This is a genomic window from Actinoallomurus sp. NPDC052308, assembly GCF_040679195.1.
GTDB lineage: Bacteria > Actinomycetota > Actinomycetes > Streptosporangiales > Streptosporangiaceae > Actinoallomurus > Actinoallomurus liliacearum.
This window is the reverse complement of the sequence record NZ_JBFAUM010000016.1, coordinates 46,470-64,727: the sequence shown is the minus strand read 5'-3', so window position 1 is coordinate 64,727 and position 18,258 is coordinate 46,470. Positions and strand designations below refer to the sequence as shown.

Below are 18,258 nucleotides of genomic sequence, written 5' to 3'. Positions count from 1 at the left end.
GAGGCCGGTGCCGATGCGGGGGGAGTCCGCTCTGGAATTTTGTGCCACTCGGCAGCTAAATGGCCAGACCGTATCTGTATCCTCCGTGAAAGTACGGATTTGTCCCGTTATTAGCGATGGAGATGCGGCGAGGCGGCCGTGCCGGATCGCGACGGCTCGGCGGGAATCAGAAGTGCCGGGCGTGGCGTCGCATCGTGCCTTTCCCGAGCCTCGAGCAGGGCGGGGAGGTGGTCTCGGCTCCAGGCGCGGGCGGCGTCGATCAGGGTCAGCAGGGTGCGGCCCAGGGCGGTCAGTTCGTACTCGACACGGGGTGGGTTCTCGTCGTACGCCGTCCGGGTGAGCAGGCCGTCGCGTTCCATCGCGCGCAGGGTCTGGGTGAGGACCTTCGGGGTGATGCCACGGAGCGGGACGCGGAGTTCGGTGAAGCGCCGTGGGCCGCCTTCGAGGCAGATCACCACCATCGCGGTCCACTTGTCGCCGATCTGAATCGGCATGGCGCTCGACGGGCAGACGGGGTCGAACATCTCCGGGTCCAGCGGCTCGGTCATGGTCGCGAGCCTATCCCGGTATCGTTGAGGTAACCAGTATCTCCTGGATACCGTCCTTTTCCGGCGGCGAAGTGCGCGGCCGGAAGAGGAGCAGTGACATGAGCGGGATCGTCATCTTCGGGGCCGGCGGCCGGGCGGGACGGGCCATCACGGCCGAGGCCCGGAACCGGGGTCATCAGGTCACGGCGGTCGTACGGGATCCGGCCAGGTACCCCGAGCTCGCGACGGACGGGGTGCGGGTGGTGCCGGGGGACGTCACCGACGTACGAGCCATCGCCGCGATCGGCGAAGGTCACGACGCGGCGGTCCACGCGGTGACTCCGATGTCCGGCCCTGCGCAGGGGTTCGACGAGCTCGATCCCGAGTTCTTCGTCAAAGCGGCCGACGCGCTGGTGGGCGGCCTGTCCGAGGCCGGGGTGCCCCGGCTCGTCGTCATCGGCCTGTTCTCCACCCTGAGGGTTCCCGGCGGCGGCCTGGTGATGGACGACCCAGCCGCGTACCCGCCCGAGTTCCGCCGGTTCGCGGAGGAGCTCCGGCCGTTCGCGGCCGCGCACGCCGCCGGCTTGGACCGGCTCCGCGAGGGGGGCTCGGCCGTCGACTGGTTGATGCTGACCCCGCCCGCCGGACTGGAGGCCGCGGGCGACAGGACGGGTGGCTACCGGATCGGCGGTGAGACCGCGCCGTCGTGGGAGTTCCGCCTCTCGTACGCCGACCTCGCGGTGGCGACGCTCGACGAGATCGAGACACCACGCCACCACCGCACCCGCATCTCCGTCTTCGGCGGTGCCTGAGCGAGGGCGGAGCGGCCGGCGGCTCGAACCGTCAGTGGACCTGGGCGTGCGGGCCGTCGATCACCAGGGCCTGCCCGTCCCGCAGGGCGCGGTGCGCGACGCCGTCCGCCCGGTAGCGTGCGGCAAGGGCGGTCAGGGCCGCACTCTCGGGATGACCTGGCGAGTCGACGTGCGGAACCACGGCGTGGTCGAGGACACCCAGTCCCTCCCAGATCGGCGGATCACCGTAGGTCGTGGGAACCACCTGCGGATCGTCGCACTCCTCCAGACCGCGCAGACTCGGCGCGAGCACGCAGGCGCCGGCGCTGTAACCCGCATAGACCACCGCGTCCCGCCGCAGCAGCGCGGTCAGGGCGTCGCCGGCGCCGCTGCGCGCCATCGCGTAGCGCAGCATGAACACGTTCCCGCCGCGTACCCAGACCAGGGGAAAGCGGGCCAGCGCCCCGGCGACGGTGTCCACGGGCCGGTCGAAGAACTCCCGCAGGTCCACCTCGGTCGGCCGCAGCCCCAGCCGGGTGAGCGCGTCGGCCTCGCGCCGTACGCCGGCCGATCGTTCGGGCTCGGCCTGGGCGTCGATGGCATTGGCGATGACGGCGACTTCCACCGGGGCCGGTCGCTCGCGAAGCAGCGCGAGCAACCGGCTCGGACGATCTCCCACGCGGAAGGAGGACAGATAGAGGCGCACCTGTGGACCCTAGAGCGCCGGGATATGATCCGGACAGCTAGTGGTTGCGTCTAGGGTTCCGTGCCGGCCTCCGCCTCCAAGACGACAACAAGGGGGCCGGTGGACTGGACCGAGCGGCGCCAGGGCCGATCTTTCGGCCCCACACCTGATGGGATAAAAACCCCGAGGGCTTCCATTCCGCCTGCCCGCCATCCGGCCGGGCCGGACCTGGGGAGGCCCCATCCCATGAGTCACGTCGTCATCCGCGTATCGGCGTCCCGGGCGGTCCGGTCATGACCGGCATCGGCGATCTCGTTCTGCTGACCGCCGCCGGGACGCTTGCCGGGGTGGTCGGGACCGCGGGCGGTATCACGTCTCTGATCTCCTACCCGGCCCTGCTGGCGGCGGGTCTGCCCGCCCTCCCCGCGAACGTGGCCAACATCATCGCGGTGGTGGCCTGCTGGCCCGGCGCGGCCCTGGCCTCCCGACCCGAGTTGGCCGGTCAACGGGTACGGCTATGTCGGTGGATACCCGTCGCCGCGCTGGGCGGCGCCGCGGGATCACTCCTGTTGCTGTCCACGCCACCTGGCGTCTTCGCCCACGTCGTGCCGATCCTGGTGGCCGTGGGATCGCTCGCACTGCTGGCTCAGCCCCGGATCGCCGCCCGCCTCGATCGGCGCGGTCCTCTGTCAGGCGCGCGCGGCGTGATCCTGCCGTTGGGGCTGACCGCGATGTCCCTCTACAACGGCTACTTCGGCGCCGGCGCCGGCGTGATGATCCTCGCCCTCCTGCTGATCAGCGCGGAGCCGAACCTGCCGACCGCCAACGCGCTGAAGAACATGCTCATCGGGGCAGGGGCCCTCACGTCCGCCGCCATCTTCGCCACCGCCGGCACCGTCGACTGGCCGGCCGTGGTCCCCATCGGCGCGGGCATGTTCGTCGGCTCCGTCATCGGTCCGCGCATCACCAGACGCCTGCCGGCGGGCCTCCTGCGCTGGCTCGTGGCCCTGATCGGCATCGTCCTGGCCGTCCAGCTATGGATCGACCCGAACGGCTGACCCACTGGCGATCCTCAACCGGCGGGTTCGCGGTCGCGGTACAGCCCTGGGGGAAGGCCGAACTGCCGCTTGAAAGCGTGCGAGAACGCGTACGGGGAGCCGTAGCCGACCTGGCGGGCGATCGCGAGGAGCGGCAGGTCGGATTCGCGGAGGAGCCGGGCGGCGGTGGTCATGCGCCACCAGGTCAGGTAGGCCATCGGGGGTTGCCCGGTCAGCGCGGTGAAACGCCGGGCCAGCGTGGCGCGGGAGAGGCCGACGTGTGCGGCCAGGTCCTCGATCCGCCAGGGTGCCGCCGGGCGTGAGTGCAGCGCCTCCAGCGCGGCGGCGATCTCCGGGTCGCGGAGCGCGCGGGGCCATCCGGTCTCGGCGTTGTCCTCCAGCCAGGCGCGCAGCATGTAGACCAGCAGCAGGTCGAGCAGGCTGGTGATGACCGTCTCCCGGCCGGGGCCGTCGCCCCGTACCTCGCCGCCGAGCAGGTCGATGGCGGCGCGCAGCCGGGCGTGCCGACCCAGGTCGGCCGGGAGGTGCACGACCTCGGGCATGCCGACCAGCAGCGGATGCGCCCGGGACCGGTCGAGCCGGTACTTGCCGCACAGGAACTCCACCGGGCCGTCGGCCGCGGAGACCGTCGCGTCGAACGGCACCGCACCCTCCGCGCTCGGCGAGTCCGACAACACGTGGGAGGCGCCGTGCGGCACCAGGACGGCATCGCCGACGCCCAGCGGCACCGGCTCGGCCCCGTCCGGGATCAGCCAGCCGGAGCCGCGGAGCAGCACGTGGAAGCCGGCCCCGTCGTAGGGCGCGAACCGGCAGCGCCACGGCGAGCCGATACTGAGGCGGCTGGAGGACGGCCTGCCGATGCGCATCGTCTCGATCGCGTCGCTCACCACGTCCATGCCGCCATGGTAGATCTCATCGGTGAGACGATCGCGCATCGGCTAGCGCTCACCGCGCATTGGAAAGCGCATCCGTTGCCATGAGCATGGCGCTATGAGCGATTTCCAGATTGGTGCCGTCGAGGTCACCAAGATCGTCGAGTGGCAGGGCGAGATAGCTCCGGCCCGCTTCATCATCCCGGACAGCCCGGCCGAGATCTGGCGACGCAACGAGTCCTGGCTGGCGCCGGATCACTGGCGTCCGGAGACCGACGCCTACCACGGTGCCGCGCAGACGTGGGTCCTGCGCAGCGAGGGCAAGGTCGTGCTGGTCGACACGGGGGTGGGCAACGACCGGAACCGGCCGCAGGTCCCGCTCTTCGACCGCCTGCGGACCGACTTCCTCGACCGGCTGGCCGAGGCCGGGGTCCGGCCCGAGGACGTGGACATCGTGATCAACACGCACATCCACTACGACCACGTCGGCTGGAACACCGAGTCGCGCGACGGGGAGTGGGTCCCGACCTTCCCGAACGCCACCTATCTGATCCCAAAGGTCGACCAGGAGTTCTTCGACCCCCGCAACGCACACCGCCGCCCCGCGCCCCGCGACGACCACGAGAGGCTCCGGCAGGAGGGCAGCCGGATCGTGTACGACGACAGCGTCGCGCCCGTCCTCGGCCGCGCCGTGCTGTGGAGCGACGGGCATCGGATCGACGGCAACCTCAGCCTGGAACCGGCGCCCGGTCACACCCCGGGTTCGTCGATCGTCCGGGTGGCGTCCGGTTCGGACCGCGCCGTGTTCGTCGGTGACCTGGTGCACAGCCCGGTGCAGATCCTCGAACCGGACTACGGCAGCTGTTTCTGCGAGGACCCGGCGCAGGCGGCGGTGACCCGCCGCAGGGTGCTCGAGCGCGCGGCCGACACCGGGAAGCTCGTCGTGCCGGCGCACTTCGCCGGGGCCGGCGCTGCCGAGGTCCGCCGCGACGGCAGCCGCTTCGCCATCAAGCGATGGGCGACCTCGACCGGATGAGACCGGTTCGTCGTACACGTGGCGGGGATCTCCCGGCGGCCTTTCCCATTTTCCCGGTCTAGTTACTTGTGAATTCCTTCTCGTGCGGGACGGTCCCTGGTGGCCCGGTCGTCGAGTACCGGCGCCGTCCCCCGGTTCACGGAGGACACGCAAACCGAGACCCCGAGGGGGTAGACCGAGATGACCAAGGAGGAGCCCGGGGTGGCCGGACTTCGTGACCGGGTGGCCCGGGACACCGCGTGGATCGTCATGGAACGTGCTCCGGACGAGCGAGTGAAACGGATCATCCTTCACCTGTTCGACCTCGCGGTGGGAGGCGAGCGCGGGTTCAGCCTTCCGCCGAGCCTGAAGGATGACGACTTCCTCATCCCGCTGCACACGCTCTTCGACGAGTTCCACTTCCTGGCGCAGAAGATGGGATGCGTCAGCACGGTCGAACTGTTCGAGGACTACGCCTCCGCCGAGGAGGCGGGCCTCGAACCCCGGTCGGCCCGGAGCGAGGACGAACTCCTGCGTGTGCTCGAAGAGCACCGCCGCGGCGGGTTCGACCCCCGAATCGCCGGTGTCCGCCTCACGGCGAAGGCGCTGGCCGTCGCTCTCGGCGAGCGCGACGTCGACCCCCGTGACGAACGGACGGTCGCGGCGCTCGCCGAGCTGATCACCGAGGTCGGTACGGACGGCCGGCCCGACGCCGGCACCGCCCCTCCTGCCTGGAACGAGGCCCTCACCGCCGGCATGGCGCTCCGTCGCCACGCTCGGGACCACGGCACGACCGTGGCCCGGCGACTGCGTGAGCTGATGGCGCGGGCCTGAGAACCGCGGGGCGGGACCGATGCGGGTCACGGGTTCCGGCGATCGCCGGAACCCGTGCTCGGTCGGCCTCCCGCCCCGTTTCCCGTGGCCGGCCCTGTGATCGTCAGTCGGCCGACGCGGGACTCGCCGCCGCCGCGGCGGGGAAGTTGATGCCGCCCTCGAGGGTCAGCAGGAGCTCGGACAGCGCGTCGGAGAACCGCTCGGCCCGTACGGCGCCGGAGCCGAGCAGCTCGAACGCCGTGTGGAACACCCCGTTGACGACGGCCGCCACCACGTGCGGGCGCATGTCGGTGACGGGGTCGACCCCCATGCGCTCGGCGACGAGGCGGGTCATCTCCGCGTGCTTCCGCTGGCCGTGTTCCAGGCTGCTGCCGAACACGGCGGGGCTGGACTCCATGAGCTGCCGGATGCAGCCGAACCGCTCGGGGTCGAAGCCGAACGCGCCGTCCTCGCAGGCGCGGAGGATGGAGACCGAGGCCCGGCGGAGGGCGGTGATCACCGGCTCGTCGGCGGGCCGGGCGGCGAACGCCTCCTTCATCGCGCCGAACTGCTCGTCCTGGAACGTGAGGAGGACGTCCTCCTTGGACGCGAAGTAGCGGAAGAAGGTCCGGGAGGACACGTCGACCGCGTCGGCGATCTCCTCGACGGTCGTGGCCTCGAAGCCCTTCTCCGCGAACAGCCGGAACGCGCTGTCCACCAGGGCCTCGCGTGTGCGCTGCTTCTTGCGCTCACGACGACCGGCCATCGGGATGCACGACTGAACCGCAGGGGTCGCCTCCATGCCCGCAGGGTAACCGACGTTGGACGACTCGGCCAATAGTTCCTTCATTCCGTGACACTCGTCATAGCGAGACTTTAGTCGCTTGACGACAAGTGTCACAGCGTGACACGTTTGGGCCATACGAACTCTCGGAGGCAGTTCATGACGTCCCAAGCGACAATGCCGTCCCGTCCGGGGACGCACGCAAGACCAGGCCGTGCCGGGCACGGCCACCCCTGGCTCACACTGTTCGCGGTCGCGCTCGGCGTGATGATGGTCGGCCTCGACGCGACCGTCGTGTCGATCGCCAACCCGGCCATCGCCAAGGACCTGCACGCCGACCTGACCGGTCTGCAGTGGGTCACCAACGGCTACCTGCTCGCCCTGGCCGTCACGCTGATCCCGGCCGGGAAGATCGCCGACCGGTTCGGGCGCAAGCGCACCTTCCTCGCCGGAGTGATCGGCTTCGCCGTCGCCTCCGTCCTCGTCGGCGTGTCCGGCGGCATCGGCATGGTGATCTTCTGGCGGGTCGTGCAGGGCTTCGCCGGCGCGCTGCTGCAGCCCGCCAGCCTGGCCATCCTGCGCAACACCTTCCCCGCCGAACGGCTCAACGCCGCGATCGGAATCTGGGGCGCCACCGTCGGCATCTCCATCGCCGGTGGCCCGATCGTCGGCGGCCTGCTCGTTCAGCACGTGAACTGGGAATCGGTCTTCTTCCTCAACGCTCCGCTCGGCCTGGTCGCCCTCCTGGTCGGCCTGTGGGTGATCCGCGAGTCCCGCGACGAGGGAGCCGTCGGCTCGTTCGACGTCCTCGGGGTGCTCCTGCTGTCCGGCTCGCTGTTCGCCCTGGTCTGGGGCCTGATCAAGGCGGGGACGTACGGCTTCGGCGACACGGTGCCGCTGGTGTCGTTCGCCGCGTTCGCGGTCCTGCTCGTCGGGTTCGTGATCCGTGAGCTGCGGGCGGCCCACCCGATCCTGCCGATGAGCCTGTTCCGCTCGGCGTCGCTGTCGGCCGCGACCGGACTCATCGTCCTCGGCGCGTTCGCCCTGTTCGGGACGATCTTCTTCATCACCCTGTACCTGCAGCAGGTCCACGGGATGTCCCCGGTACAGGCGGGCGTCCGGATGCTGCCGATGACCGCGATCTTCATCGTCTCCTCGCCGCTGGGCGGGGCGCTGACCCAGCGGTTCGGGCCGCGTGTGCCGCTCGCCATCGGCATGGTCCTCACCGCCGGCGCGCTGTTCGGGCTCTCCCGGATCGGGGTCGACGCCTCGTACAACACCATCTGGCCGTGGTTCATCATGATGGGAATGGCGTTCGGCTTCATCCTCACCGCGGGCACCGAGGCGATCGTCGCGAACGCCCCCGCGCATCTGGCCGGCGTCGCGGGCGGTCTGCAGCAGACCGCGTTCCAGGTCGGCGGCGTCCTGGGCACCTCGGTCCTCGGCACGATCCTGTCCAGCCGCGTCGGGAACGTTCTCATCGACCGGCTGACCGGCGCGGGGCTGCCCGCACCGGCGGCCCACCAGCTCACCGCCGCCAAGGACTACATCGCCCAGGGCGTCGCCCCGGTGCCCGCCGGCGCTCCGGGACCGGTCGCCAAGGCCATCACCACCGGCAGCCACCTCGCCTTCATGGACGGCTTCCAGACGTCCATGACCGTCGCCGCGGTGGTCGCACTCGTCGCCGCGTTCGCCGCCCTCCTCGTACGGCGCGGCGAGTCCCCGGTCGAAGGCGCCATCGCCATCTGAGTCCCACCCGGGTACGGGCGGCCGCCGCCACCCGTACCCGCGCCCCGAACGGAGTTCGACCATGTCCCACGCGATGGCGTTCCCCGCCACACCGTTGCCCGCGAGCGGCTGGGAGCTGCGTGTCGGCCGCGGCAGCCGCCGGCGCCCCGCCCTCGAGGTGCACACCGGCGACGGCCTCATCGACGTGGCCGTGGCCCGCGGCGTCGACACCACACTGATCCGCGGCGCGGTACGCGGCCGGGGCTGGTCCGTCGCCTGGGGCGAACTGCCGCCCGGCGGCGAGGTGCTCGTGGAGTTCCACGCCGGGCGGTCCGTGCTGAAGGCCCCCGCGGTGACGATCGCCGGGGCGTTCTGGGTCGCGGAGGTGCCCGGGAGGTTCCGCTCGGTCGTGGTGACGACCGCGGTCGGCCGGGTCTCCCTCCGCGTCCGGCGATTCCGCCAGGCCCGGCTGTCCTCGCGGTAGGACCCCCTTCGGCGAGGGGCGCGGGTCGCAAGCGCGACCACCGGTGGTGTCCCGGGCACCCCGGCGGCGGCCGGAGTGCCCGGGACGAACGGCTACCGCCGGCGGGCGATCACGGGGAGGTAATCACCGGCCGTGCCGACGCTCCAGATGCCGCCGCCGGGAATCGGCGCCAGCCCGAACAATGTGGTCTCGCCCTCGACGAAATTCGGCTCTCGCTGCCAGCCGGACGAGGTCCGGCGCAGGGCGTACATCGTGTAGTCAGGCTCGGCGGGCGCGAACGTGTCGCCGACGGCCAGTGCCTGTCCGCGGTTCACCGCCACGTCCCACAGTTCGCCACGTTCGTCCGGCACCTTCTCACTGGACCACTTCCGGCCGTCCCAGTGCAGCAGCATCGGGCGGCGGATCTCCTCGATGCCGGGGGCGCGCTTCCCCCAGCCGGCGATCCACACGTCGTTCTCGGCCACCGCCCGTACCGACCTGAGCCACTTCGTCCACTCGCCGGTCTCCGGTTCGGGGAACCGTTTCCAGGTGCGGCCGTTCCAGTGCAGCAGCAGCAAGGGGTCGGGGTGGACGTCGTTGTCGGTGTCCACCGTTCCTGCGGCCCACACGTCGTCCGGCCCCCGCGCGTCCATGTTCTGCAGACCGAAATTGTCGCCGAGTGCGGGCAGGGGGACGTTTCGCCATTTGTGTCCGTCCCACTGTTGGACGAACGCGCGGGCGGCCTGGGTCGTGTTGTCGTACGTCGTGCCGGTGAGCCACGCTTCGGTGGGACTGATCGCCTTGATGGCCTCGGTTCCACCTGTTGTGCGTGGACCGGGGCGATCGGGACGGTCGTCCAGGTCTGGCCGTCCCAGTGCAGTATGCCGCAGTCGGTGGAGGCCCAGGCGTCCTCGGGGCTGGATGCGCTGAGGTGGTTGATGCGGGCGGATGGGGGGACGGGTGTCTGCTGCCAGCCGTGCCCGTCCCAGTGCAGCATGACGGAGGTGAACATGCCCTTCGCGAAGGTGCACGTGTCCTCGTCGTCGTCACCGGACGCGGCCTTGGCGAGCTGCCGGAAGCCCAGGGAGGAATCTTTGGCGAGCCGTCGGAGATCGGGAGTCTGCGAGGGATTCGGGGGATTGTCGTTCGGGTTCAGGAGGAGTCCACCGGCCCACGCGTCGTCGGGACCGGTCGTGGTGACACTGAGCAGGCTGACCTTCCCCTGAACGGGCACGTCGAACAGCTGCCAGGGCGAGGACACGGCCGCCTTCGCCGTGGGCGCCACCTTCGTGCCCGCCACCGCCGCCGTCGGTGCGGCCGTCGCCACGGCGGCCAGCACGACTCCTGCGGCAGCGGCGCGGATCGTTCTCCTTCTTACTTCACGCATGTGAAGACCTTCCTTACGAGGGGAAATCGTGGTTCTGGTGATTGACGCGTCACCGGGAGATCGCCCGCCCGGCCGGATTGCGCGGCGGCCGGCGCGCGGCGCCCCCTGTCGCCGGTCAGGAGGTGGGGACGGCGCCGATCGTGTTCACCCAGCCCTGGTGTTCGAAGGCCACGTACAGGTTGGCGGCGTGCGCACCCGGGGTGCCGGGGCGGTCGCCGGGCTGCTGCTCGAAGTCGAGGAGCCGGGCGGTCGCCGGGTCGACCACCAGCCGCACGATGGCGCCGTCGGAGGTTCCGGTGCTGATGGCCACGCCGGACCTGCCCTCCCGGTCCGTGATCCGTCCGGTGACGTGGACGGACGGGAGGTCCGCGAGGATCCGGTAGAGCGCCGCGCGCGTGCCGGGGGTGGTCGGCGCCCGGAACAGGTCTCCGGCGCTGACGAACGACCCGGGCCGCGTCGGCCGGCTCGAGGCCGTGCCAGACGGTCAGGGTGATCGCTTCGGCCTCCTTGGGGGACAGGGTGCGCAGCGCGGCCAGCGCCTGGTCACGGGCGACGACATGGTCGGCGGCGTCCCAGGCGCGCAGGTCCGCGTCGGTGGTCAGGCCGGCCAGCCGGTCGACCAGGCGGCGCGTCTGACCGGCGGTGCCGTGGGACTGGCGGGCCAGGTTCCTGGCGACGGCCAGGAGCCACGGCAGCGCCTGCTCGGGAACTTGTCGATCTTGCGCCACGCGATCGTGAACACTTCGTTGGTGACGTCCTCGGCGGCCTGGGCCGGAACGCGCAGCACGACGTAGCCGAAGACGTTGCGGTAGTACGTCTCGAAGAAGGCGTCAGCGGATTACGCGGCGGATCGAAGATTTACTGAGAGCCTCGCCCGTACGGACCGTACGAGGCGCCGGCCGGGGCGGGCCGGCCTTCTTCAGTGGGACCTCCTTGACGGCGAGTGCGAGGGCGAACGCGGCGGCGCACAGTACCGCGATCACCAGGAAGATCTGCCGGGTCGCGCCGGCCAGCCCGTCCACGTAGGCGGCCCTGGCCGCGGCGGACAGCGCGGCCGGCGCACCGGAAGCGGCGGCGGCGCCGGGCAGGTGGTGCTGGATCGCGCGGGTGACCATCGATCCGAAGGCCGCGACCGCGAGAGAGCCGCCGAGCGTGCGGAACAGCTGGGTCGACGACATGGCGGCGCCCATGTCGCGCATCTCGACGCTGTTCTGCGCGATCGTGGTGGCCATCTGCATCAGGCAGCCGAGTCCGAGGCCGATCAGCACCATGTAGGAGCAGGTGACAAGGCGGGACGTGCCGGTGTCCATGGTGGCCAGGAGGGCCGCGCCGGCGGTCAGGAAGGCCGCGCCGAGCACGGGGAAGATCTTGTACCTGCCGGTGGCGGACATCACCTTGCCCGCGACGGTGGAGACGATCACGACCGGGACCAGCATCGGCACCATGAGGAGCCCCGAGTTGGTGGCCGACGCGCCCTGCACGGTCTGCTGGAACAGCGGCAGGTAGAGCCCACCGGCGAACATGACCACGCCGGCGACCAGGATCATGCCGAGGGCGAGCGGGAAGTTGCGGTGCCCGGCGAAGATCCGTAGCGGCATGAGCGGTTCCGTCGCCCTCTTCTGCCAGGCGATGAACCCGGCGAGCCCGACGAGGGTGACGACGCCGAGCGCGACGATCTGCCAGGAGCCCCAGGCATAAGTGGTCCCCGCCCAGGTCGTGGCCAGCACGGCGGCGGTGATCGTCGCCGTCAGGAGGGCGATGCCCGGCCAGTCGATCGTCGCCTTGCTCCGGTTGACGGGCAGGCGCAGCATCACCCACAGCCAGACGAAGGCGAGCACGCCGAGCGGCAGGTTGATGTAGAACGCCCAGCGCCAGCCGAGGTGACCGGCGACGAAGCCGCCCAGCAGCGGCCCGCCGATCGTGCCGATCGCCATCACGGACGCCGACATGCCCTGGTACCTGCCGCGTTCCCGCGGCGGGACGAGCGCGCCGATCAGCGCGAACGCCCCGGCGCCGATCCCGCCCGCTCCGATGCCCTGCAGCGCGCGGGCGAGGATGAGCCAGGTCATGGACTGCGCCGCTCCGCACACCGCGGAGCCGACGACGAACACCGCCACCGAGGCGAGGTAGGTGTGCTTGCGGCCGTACAGGTCGCCGAGCTTCCCCCACACCGGGGTCGTCACGGCGGTGACCAGGGTGTAGGCGGTCACCACCCAGGAGATGTGCCGCAGGCCGCCCAGGTCAGCGACGATCGTCGGCATCGCGGTGCCGACGACCATGGTGTCGAGCATCGACAGCAGCATCGCGAGCATCACGCCGAGCAGGACCCAGCGCACGTTCGGGGAGGGAGGAGCCCCGGCGGCCGGGCCGCCGGGGGAGGGCGAGGAGGTGGGCGCGGACATGCTGAACGGTCCTTCCGGTACGGAGGGGGGTTCGAGGAAGAAGAGCCGGGCAGAGGCGGCCGGCCGACCGTTCCACAAAAGCACACTCGGTTAATAAGTGCAACAGTTCAACTTTTTGCTCCGGTCAACCGAGTCGGATAGGATCACCGCCATGACCGACGCGACGACGGAGCGTGCACCACTGGGCCGGCGCGAGCGCAAGAAGGCCGCCACCCGCCAGGCCCTCGCGGACGCCGCCCTGCGCCTCTTCCTCGAGCATGGCTACGACCACGTGGGCATCCGGGACATCGCCGAGGCCGCCGACGTCTCCACCACCACGCTGTTCAAGCACTTCCCCGGCAAGGAGGCCCTCGTCTTCGACGAGGACGCCGAGCTGGAGGCCGCCCTGATCGCCGCCGTACGCGAACGCCCCGAGGGCCGGTCGATCCCCGGTGCCCTGCGGGAGTACGTCCTGCGCACTCGGCGGCCCAAGGGCGACGACGCCGACGCGCGCTTCACCCGGTTCATCGAACTCGTCGAGAACACTCCCGACCTGCGCGAGTACGAGCGCCGCATGTGGATGCGGCACGAGACCGCCCTGGCGCGGGCGATCGCCGAGGAGATCGGCGCGCCCGCCGAGGACCCGACCTGCCGGGCACTGGCCCACTTCACTCTGGAGACCCGCTTCCTCACCTGCGAGAAGGCCGATGTCGGCACCGTCATCGCCGGTGCCTTCGAGCTGCTCGAACACGGCTGGAACGCGGCCGCCGGCGGAGCCCGGGGCTGATTCGTGCGGTACCGGGAGGGTCGCCTGTCTCGACGGTAAGACCGAGCTGACGATCATCTGGAAGTCATCAAGCTCTCAGAAACAGCCCCTACGCTTTCACGCGTGCACTCGACCCTCAGGCGCTATCCGCTGCCCATCTCTTTCATCGTCGCGTTCTGCGCGGTGTCGGCGGTGTACGCGTACGGCCTGGGGCCGGCGCAGCAGCGCTCGGTCGTCGCCACGACGGCGACCAACCTGGTGAACCTGAGGAGCGACCCCTTCGGCACCATGATCGCCTCGGCCTTCGTGGCCGAGGCCGTGCCGTGGATGTGGGTGGTCCTGGCGATCGTCGGGCTGTTCCCGGTCGCGCACCGCTTCGGCAACGTCCGGACGCTGGCCCTGGTCGGCGGGGCCCAGGTCGTCGGGACGCTCATCAGCGAGGGACTGCTCGCCTGGCGGATCTCGACGGGTGCCATGCCCGCCTCCATGCGGTACCTCGACGACGTCGGCCCGTCCTACGTCATCGCCTCGGCGCTCATCGCCACGATGCTGTACGGCGCCGAGCCCCTCGTGCGCACCGCCCGGCACGGCCACCGGCTGTTCGACCGCGTGCCGAGCCGCTGGTGGCGCATCGGGGCGGGCCTGGCCCTGGCCTTCCTCGCCCCGCACCTGTTCAGCGGGCTGGACCGGCTGGGCGTCGCGGCGGTGGGCCACGTCGTCGCCCTGCTCGTCGGTGCTCTCGTCGGCCTGATCTTCGCCCGGCGCGAGCGCGCCGGTGCGGGGCAGGACGGCCCCGGTGAAGCCGGACCACGAGCCCTCGCCCGCGAGGCCGCCCTGAGCGAGGCCTGACATCGTGTCGGCGGCTTCTTCGGCCTCCAGGACGGCCAGGGTCTGCTGCTCGCCGAGCTGGTGCAGGAGGACCGCGGTGGCGGCGGCGTGCGGGTGTTGGCGGTCGCCGAGGCTAGGAACGTCTCGACGGCTTGGCGGAGCGTGGGACCTGTCGGCCGGTGTCGAAGCGGCTGACGGCACCCACCACTATCTGGGATAGAGCGTGGGCGTCGGCCCGGTCCGAAAGCTATTTGCCGGCTGGTTGTGGGGTGGTGGGTTTGGCGGGAGCGGGACCGCTGCCGGGCTTGGCACGTAGCGGTACTTCTTCAATGGCGATGGCGGCGATGAGGCCGACGGCGGCGATGGCTGCGCCGACGAGGAAGATCTGGTGGGTGGCGTGGGCGACGGCGTGGAGGTAGGCGTCCTTTGCTGCGGCGGTCATGTGCGCGACGTGGTTGGTGCTTCCTTCGCCTGGTGCGGCGTGGCCTTGGACGGAGCTGGTGAACAGGGAGCCGAAGACCGCGACGCCGAGGGAGCCGCCGACGGTGCGGAACAGGGTCGCGGCGGCGGAGGCGGCTCCGATGTCGCGCAGTTCCACGCTGTTTTGGGCGATGGTATTGGCCATCTGGAGGGTGAAGCCGGTGCCGATGCCGACCAGGACCATGAACAGGCTGGTGGTGAACCGGGCGGTGCCGGTGTCCATGGTCGACAGCAGGTACATGCCGACCACCAGTGACGCGGTGCCGAGCACGGGGAAGATCTTGTACTTGCCGGTCTTGGTCATCACCTTCCCGGCGATGTTGGAGGCAATGACGGTGCCGGCCATCATCGGGACCAGCAGCAGACCCGAGTTGGTGGCCGAGGCGCCCTGCACGGTCTGCTGGAAGAGTGGCAAGTAGAGCGTGGCGCCGAACATGGCCACGCCCGCGACGATCAGCAGCAGCGAGGCGAGCGGGAAGTTGCGGCTCTCGGTGAAGATCCGCAGCGGCATGAGCGGGTCAGCGGCCCGCTTCTGGGAGGCGATGAACAGGGCCAACCCGGAGGCGGCCCCGGCGGCGAGGGCGAGGATCTGCCGGGATTCCCAGGCGTAGGTGCTGCCCGCCCAGGTGAAGGCCAGCACAGTCGCGGCGATCGTGCTGGTCAACAGCGTGATGCCCAGCCAGTCGATGACGGCCTTCTCCTTGCGGACCGACGGGACGTGCAGCAGCAGCTGGCACCACACGATGCAGATGATCCCGATGGGGAGGTTGATGTAGAACGCCCACCGCCAGCCGAGGTGGCCGGTGATGAGACCGCCCACCAGCGGGCCGCCGATGCTGCCGAGCGCCATGACGATGGCGACCATGCCCTGGTACCGGCCGCGTTCGCGGGGCGGCAGCAGTGCGCCGATCAGTGCGAACGCTCCTGCGGCGAGCCCGCCTGCGCCGACGCCCTGGACCGCGCGGAAGATGATCAACTCGGTCATGGTCGTCGACGCCCCGGACAGGGCCGAGGCGATCAGGAAGAGCACGATCGAGGACAGGAACATCAGCTTGCGGTTGAAAAGGTCGCCGAGCTTGCCCCAGATCGGGGTCGAGCAGGCCATGGTGAGGGTGTAGGCGGTCACCACCCAGGAGATGTGGTCCAGCCCTCCGATCTCACTGACGATGGTGGGCATGGCGGTGCCGACGATCAGCCCGTCCAGCTGCGCCAGCAGCATTGCGAGCAGGATCCCCAGCAGCACCCAGCGGACGTTCTTGGGCACGGCGGGCTCGGCCGGCTGAGCGGCGCCCGTGGGGGCGGGTGTTGGGGTCGACATGATGGATCACTCCTAGGTGGTGGGGCACTGGTCGAGGCCCCCGGTGCGTTGGCCGTTCAGTGCGCTGCCGTGGCGGTACCGCGGCGCCAGATCGTTCGGATGGACAGGGAGTCGCCGATGCGGGTCGTGGGATCGCCGTCGACCAGGAGCAGGTCGGCTCGTGCTCCGGGGGCGATACGGCCTCGGTCGGTGAGGCCGAACCTGCGGGCCGGTGTGCCGGTCGCCGCGCGCAGCGCCTCCTGAGGGCTGAGGCCCGCTCGGACCAGTAGCTGGAGTTCGTGGTGCAGGCTCGCGCCGTGCACGACGCCGCCGTGGGAGGGCACCGGAACCGAGGAGTCGGTGCCGGCGATGATGTCGACGCCCGCGTCGCGCAGTGCCGCGGCGGAACCGAGGACGTCCTCGAAGCGCCCGTCCGGGAAGGTGTTGAAGGTCCCACGCAGCGTTTCGAGCCAGGGCTCGGGCAGTCGCCGTTCCACCCGGGGGTCCTCGGCGAGCACAGCGCCGGTACCGCCCATGACCGAGGCGCTGACGGCCAGGCACGGGGTGACGAAGACGCCGGCGTCGGCGATGGCGGCGATGATCTGCGGTGTGTGCGCCTGGTCGATGAACAGGTGCGCGAAGCCGTCCACGCCGACGTCCAGGGCCTGCTGCGTGGCCGCCACGGTCAGGGCATGGGCGATGACCTGCTTGCCGAGCCGGTGTGCCTCGGCCACTCCTGCCTTCAGGGTCTCGGTGCTGATCATCGGTAGGCCGGGGTGCCCCATGACCGCACCGTCCTCGATCATGACCTTGATGTAGTCGGCGCCTTCGGCTACTCGCGCGTTGACGTAGGCCACGGCCTCCTGGGGGGTCGATACCGAGGGCATGGTCCAGCCGCCGCTGTCGGGGGCGTGATCGCCGAGGTCGCCCATCAGCTCGCTGGGGTGTCCTCCGGGCGCCATCAGAGCGAGTAGGGCGGACCGGACGTCGGCGATCTCGTCGTCGGCGCCGATCTGTGCACGCTGCTCAGGCGTCCAGTACCCCTGCATCTCCAGCTCGGTGGTGACCCCGAACGCCAATGCGAGCCGCAGCCCTTCCAGCGAGGTGTGGACGTGACCGTCGATCAGGCCCGGCAGCAGCGTGCCGCCCTGGCCGTCGACGAGCTCGGCGTCCTGCGGCGGCTGCTGGCCGACAGAGACGATCTCGGTCCCGTCGATGCCCACAGTGCGGGCGTCCAAGACGTGCTCACCGTCGAAAACGCGGACGTTGGTGATGTAGGTCGACATGATTCCTCCAAAAGCGGTCGAAGAGTCGCTGTCCCATCCGCAAAGTAACGAACATGTTCGCTAAGAACAAGTTCGTTCACCGTTCTGGCCCATCCGACGGGCGGGCTCGACGACCGGCGGAACGCCCGCCGACACCGACGATGCAGGATGTACCTGGGCAAATGTGACGAGCTATGCTCCTCAACGAACCTTGGATTTACGCAGCGAGTGCGTAGATAATCACAATAAGTAACGGCTCGGTGAGTTGGGCGCGGCTATCGACTTGTACAGCGTCGAACATGTTCGTTACTGTGGGCGTCATGCCTGCCCCTGACGCATCCCCCCGCAGCCGCCGCGACAGGCCCGCCAAGCCGGCCCTCACCGCGGACGGGATCGTCGCGGCGGCCGTCAAGCTGATGAACCAGGGGCACGACCAGGTGACGCTGCGGCTCCTGGCCCGGGAACTCGACACCGGGCCGGCCTCGCTGTACGTCTACTTCCGCAACGCCGACGAACTGCACGCCGCGATGCTGGACGAGATGCTCGGCGAAGTGGACCTCACCCCTGTGACGGCCCCCGGGGACTGGCGCGAGCGCCTGATGAAGATCCTTGCCTCCTACATCCACATCCTCTACACGCGGCCGAACCTCGCCCGCTCCGCGCTGGTGTCACGGCCACGCGGCCGCAACTACTTCGACCTCATCGAGGCATTGATGAGTGTCCTGTACGAAGGCGGCATGGACACTGAACGCGCAGCCTGGGGAGTGGACCTGCTGCTCCAGCTCGCCACCGCGACCGCCGTCGAACACGGCACCCGCAACCAGGACCCCAACGCCGCGCAGGAATGGCAAGCCTTCCTCACCGCACTGCGCACCATCCGGCCCGACCGGCATCCGCACATCACGGCCGCCACCGCCGAACTGGTCTCAGGCACCCCCGAGGCCCGCAGCCGATGGCAATTCCTCGTCCTGCTCAACGGCATCCTCACAGCCCCCGCCCCGAGCCCGCGAACCCCCTAAGCTCCGCCTTCAACGGCGCCCTGCTGGGCGTAGTGCAGGTCGCCCCGGATAAGCGCAGGTCAGCTATAGGTTCGTTGGATTTTCGGCGATTGCTACGAG

General features: G+C 70.3%; 19 protein-coding genes. 10 read left to right on the top strand and 9 right to left on the bottom strand.

The window, feature by feature from the left end:
- Positions 1-110: 110 nt before the first annotated feature.
- A complete protein-coding gene (locus AB0L00_RS30010) occupies positions 111-548 on the bottom strand; it encodes a helix-turn-helix domain-containing protein (protein ID WP_364440438.1) in 438 nt (145 codons plus the stop codon).
- 98 nt (positions 549-646) lie between these two features.
- Here AB0L00_RS30010 and AB0L00_RS30005 point away from each other — a divergent pair, with 98 nt between their 5' ends.
- Positions 647-1,339 (top strand): NAD(P)H-binding protein, encoded by a 693-nt coding sequence (locus AB0L00_RS30005; protein WP_364440437.1) that lies wholly within the window; start codon positions 647-649, stop codon positions 1,337-1,339.
- 31 nt (positions 1,340-1,370) lie between these two features.
- Here the strand turns inward: AB0L00_RS30005 and AB0L00_RS30000 are convergent, their stop codons facing one another.
- Positions 1,371-2,024, bottom strand: coding sequence for a Type 1 glutamine amidotransferase-like domain-containing protein (locus tag AB0L00_RS30000; RefSeq protein ID WP_364440436.1), 654 nt, complete (start codon positions 2,022-2,024; stop codon positions 1,371-1,373).
- A gap of 272 nt (positions 2,025-2,296) precedes the next feature.
- On the opposite strand from AB0L00_RS30000, the gene AB0L00_RS29995 reads away from it, so the two are divergent.
- Positions 2,297-3,061 carry a sulfite exporter TauE/SafE family protein gene (locus tag AB0L00_RS29995; RefSeq protein ID WP_364440435.1) on the top strand — a complete coding sequence of 255 codons (765 nt, stop codon included), beginning with the start codon at positions 2,297-2,299 and terminating at the stop codon, positions 3,059-3,061.
- Positions 3,062-3,075: 14 nt separating this feature from the next.
- On the opposite strand, the gene AB0L00_RS29990 is transcribed toward AB0L00_RS29995, so the two are convergent.
- A complete protein-coding gene (locus AB0L00_RS29990) occupies positions 3,076-3,957 on the bottom strand; it encodes an AraC family transcriptional regulator (RefSeq protein ID WP_364440434.1) in 882 nt (293 codons plus the stop codon).
- A gap of 94 nt (positions 3,958-4,051) precedes the next feature.
- On the opposite strand from AB0L00_RS29990, the gene AB0L00_RS29985 reads away from it, so the two are divergent.
- Positions 4,052-4,969, top strand: a complete 918-nt coding sequence (locus tag AB0L00_RS29985; protein WP_364440433.1) for an MBL fold metallo-hydrolase — start codon at positions 4,052-4,054, stop codon at positions 4,967-4,969.
- A gap of 201 nt (positions 4,970-5,170) precedes the next feature.
- Positions 5,171-5,782 carry a hypothetical protein gene (locus tag AB0L00_RS29980; RefSeq protein ID WP_364440432.1) on the top strand — a complete coding sequence of 204 codons (612 nt, stop codon included), beginning with the start codon at positions 5,171-5,173 and terminating at the stop codon, positions 5,780-5,782.
- Between the two features lie 103 nt (positions 5,783-5,885).
- Here AB0L00_RS29980 and AB0L00_RS29975 read toward each other — a convergent pair whose 3' ends face one another.
- Complete coding sequence (locus tag AB0L00_RS29975) at positions 5,886-6,611, bottom strand: TetR family transcriptional regulator (protein ID WP_364440431.1); 726 nt, start codon at positions 6,609-6,611, stop codon at positions 5,886-5,888.
- A gap of 93 nt (positions 6,612-6,704) precedes the next feature.
- Here AB0L00_RS29975 and AB0L00_RS29970 point away from each other — a divergent pair, with 93 nt between their 5' ends.
- Positions 6,705-8,294, top strand: coding sequence for an MFS transporter (locus AB0L00_RS29970; protein WP_364440430.1), 1,590 nt, complete (start codon positions 6,705-6,707; stop codon positions 8,292-8,294).
- Positions 8,295-8,355: 61 nt separating this feature from the next.
- Complete coding sequence (locus AB0L00_RS29965) at positions 8,356-8,757, top strand: hypothetical protein (RefSeq protein ID WP_364440429.1); 402 nt, start codon at positions 8,356-8,358, stop codon at positions 8,755-8,757.
- A 92-nt stretch (positions 8,758-8,849) separates the two neighbouring features.
- Here the strand turns inward: AB0L00_RS29965 and AB0L00_RS29960 are convergent, their stop codons facing one another.
- A complete protein-coding gene (locus tag AB0L00_RS29960) occupies positions 8,850-9,389 on the bottom strand; it encodes a hypothetical protein (RefSeq protein ID WP_364440428.1) in 540 nt (179 codons plus the stop codon).
- An 849-nt stretch (positions 9,390-10,238) separates the two neighbouring features.
- Positions 10,239-10,433, bottom strand: a complete 195-nt coding sequence (locus AB0L00_RS29955; protein WP_364440427.1) for a hypothetical protein — start codon at positions 10,431-10,433, stop codon at positions 10,239-10,241.
- A gap of 85 nt (positions 10,434-10,518) precedes the next feature.
- Here AB0L00_RS29955 and AB0L00_RS29950 point away from each other — a divergent pair, with 85 nt between their 5' ends.
- A complete protein-coding gene (locus AB0L00_RS29950; protein ID WP_364440426.1) occupies positions 10,519-10,917 on the top strand; it encodes a hypothetical protein in 399 nt (132 codons plus the stop codon).
- Between the two features lie 36 nt (positions 10,918-10,953).
- Here AB0L00_RS29950 and AB0L00_RS29945 read toward each other — a convergent pair whose 3' ends face one another.
- Positions 10,954-12,525: an MDR family MFS transporter gene (locus AB0L00_RS29945; RefSeq protein WP_364440425.1), complete on the bottom strand. Its 1,572-nt coding sequence runs from the start codon at positions 12,523-12,525 to the stop codon at positions 10,954-10,956.
- 151 nt (positions 12,526-12,676) lie between these two features.
- Between AB0L00_RS29945 and AB0L00_RS29940 the strand changes: the two genes are divergently transcribed.
- Together AB0L00_RS29940 and AB0L00_RS29935 are read left to right on the top strand one after the other, a co-directional pair.
- Positions 12,677-13,291 carry a helix-turn-helix domain-containing protein gene (locus tag AB0L00_RS29940; RefSeq protein ID WP_364440424.1) on the top strand — a complete coding sequence of 205 codons (615 nt, stop codon included), beginning with the start codon at positions 12,677-12,679 and terminating at the stop codon, positions 13,289-13,291.
- 102 nt (positions 13,292-13,393) lie between these two features.
- Positions 13,394-14,119, top strand: a complete 726-nt coding sequence (locus tag AB0L00_RS29935) for a rhomboid-like protein (protein ID WP_364440423.1) — start codon at positions 13,394-13,396, stop codon at positions 14,117-14,119.
- Positions 14,120-14,345: 226 nt separating this feature from the next.
- Here the strand turns inward: AB0L00_RS29935 and AB0L00_RS29930 are convergent, their stop codons facing one another.
- Both AB0L00_RS29930 and AB0L00_RS29925 read right to left on the bottom strand, forming a co-directional pair.
- Positions 14,346-15,896, bottom strand: a complete 1,551-nt coding sequence (locus AB0L00_RS29930; protein WP_364440422.1) for an MDR family MFS transporter — start codon at positions 15,894-15,896, stop codon at positions 14,346-14,348.
- A gap of 56 nt (positions 15,897-15,952) precedes the next feature.
- Positions 15,953-17,161 (bottom strand): amidohydrolase family protein, encoded by a 1,209-nt coding sequence (locus AB0L00_RS29925; protein WP_364440421.1) that lies wholly within the window; start codon positions 17,159-17,161, stop codon positions 15,953-15,955.
- A gap of 299 nt (positions 17,162-17,460) precedes the next feature.
- On the opposite strand from AB0L00_RS29925, the gene AB0L00_RS29920 reads away from it, so the two are divergent.
- A complete protein-coding gene (locus AB0L00_RS29920) occupies positions 17,461-18,159 on the top strand; it encodes a TetR/AcrR family transcriptional regulator (protein ID WP_364440420.1) in 699 nt (232 codons plus the stop codon).
- Positions 18,160-18,258: the final 99 nt, after the last annotated feature.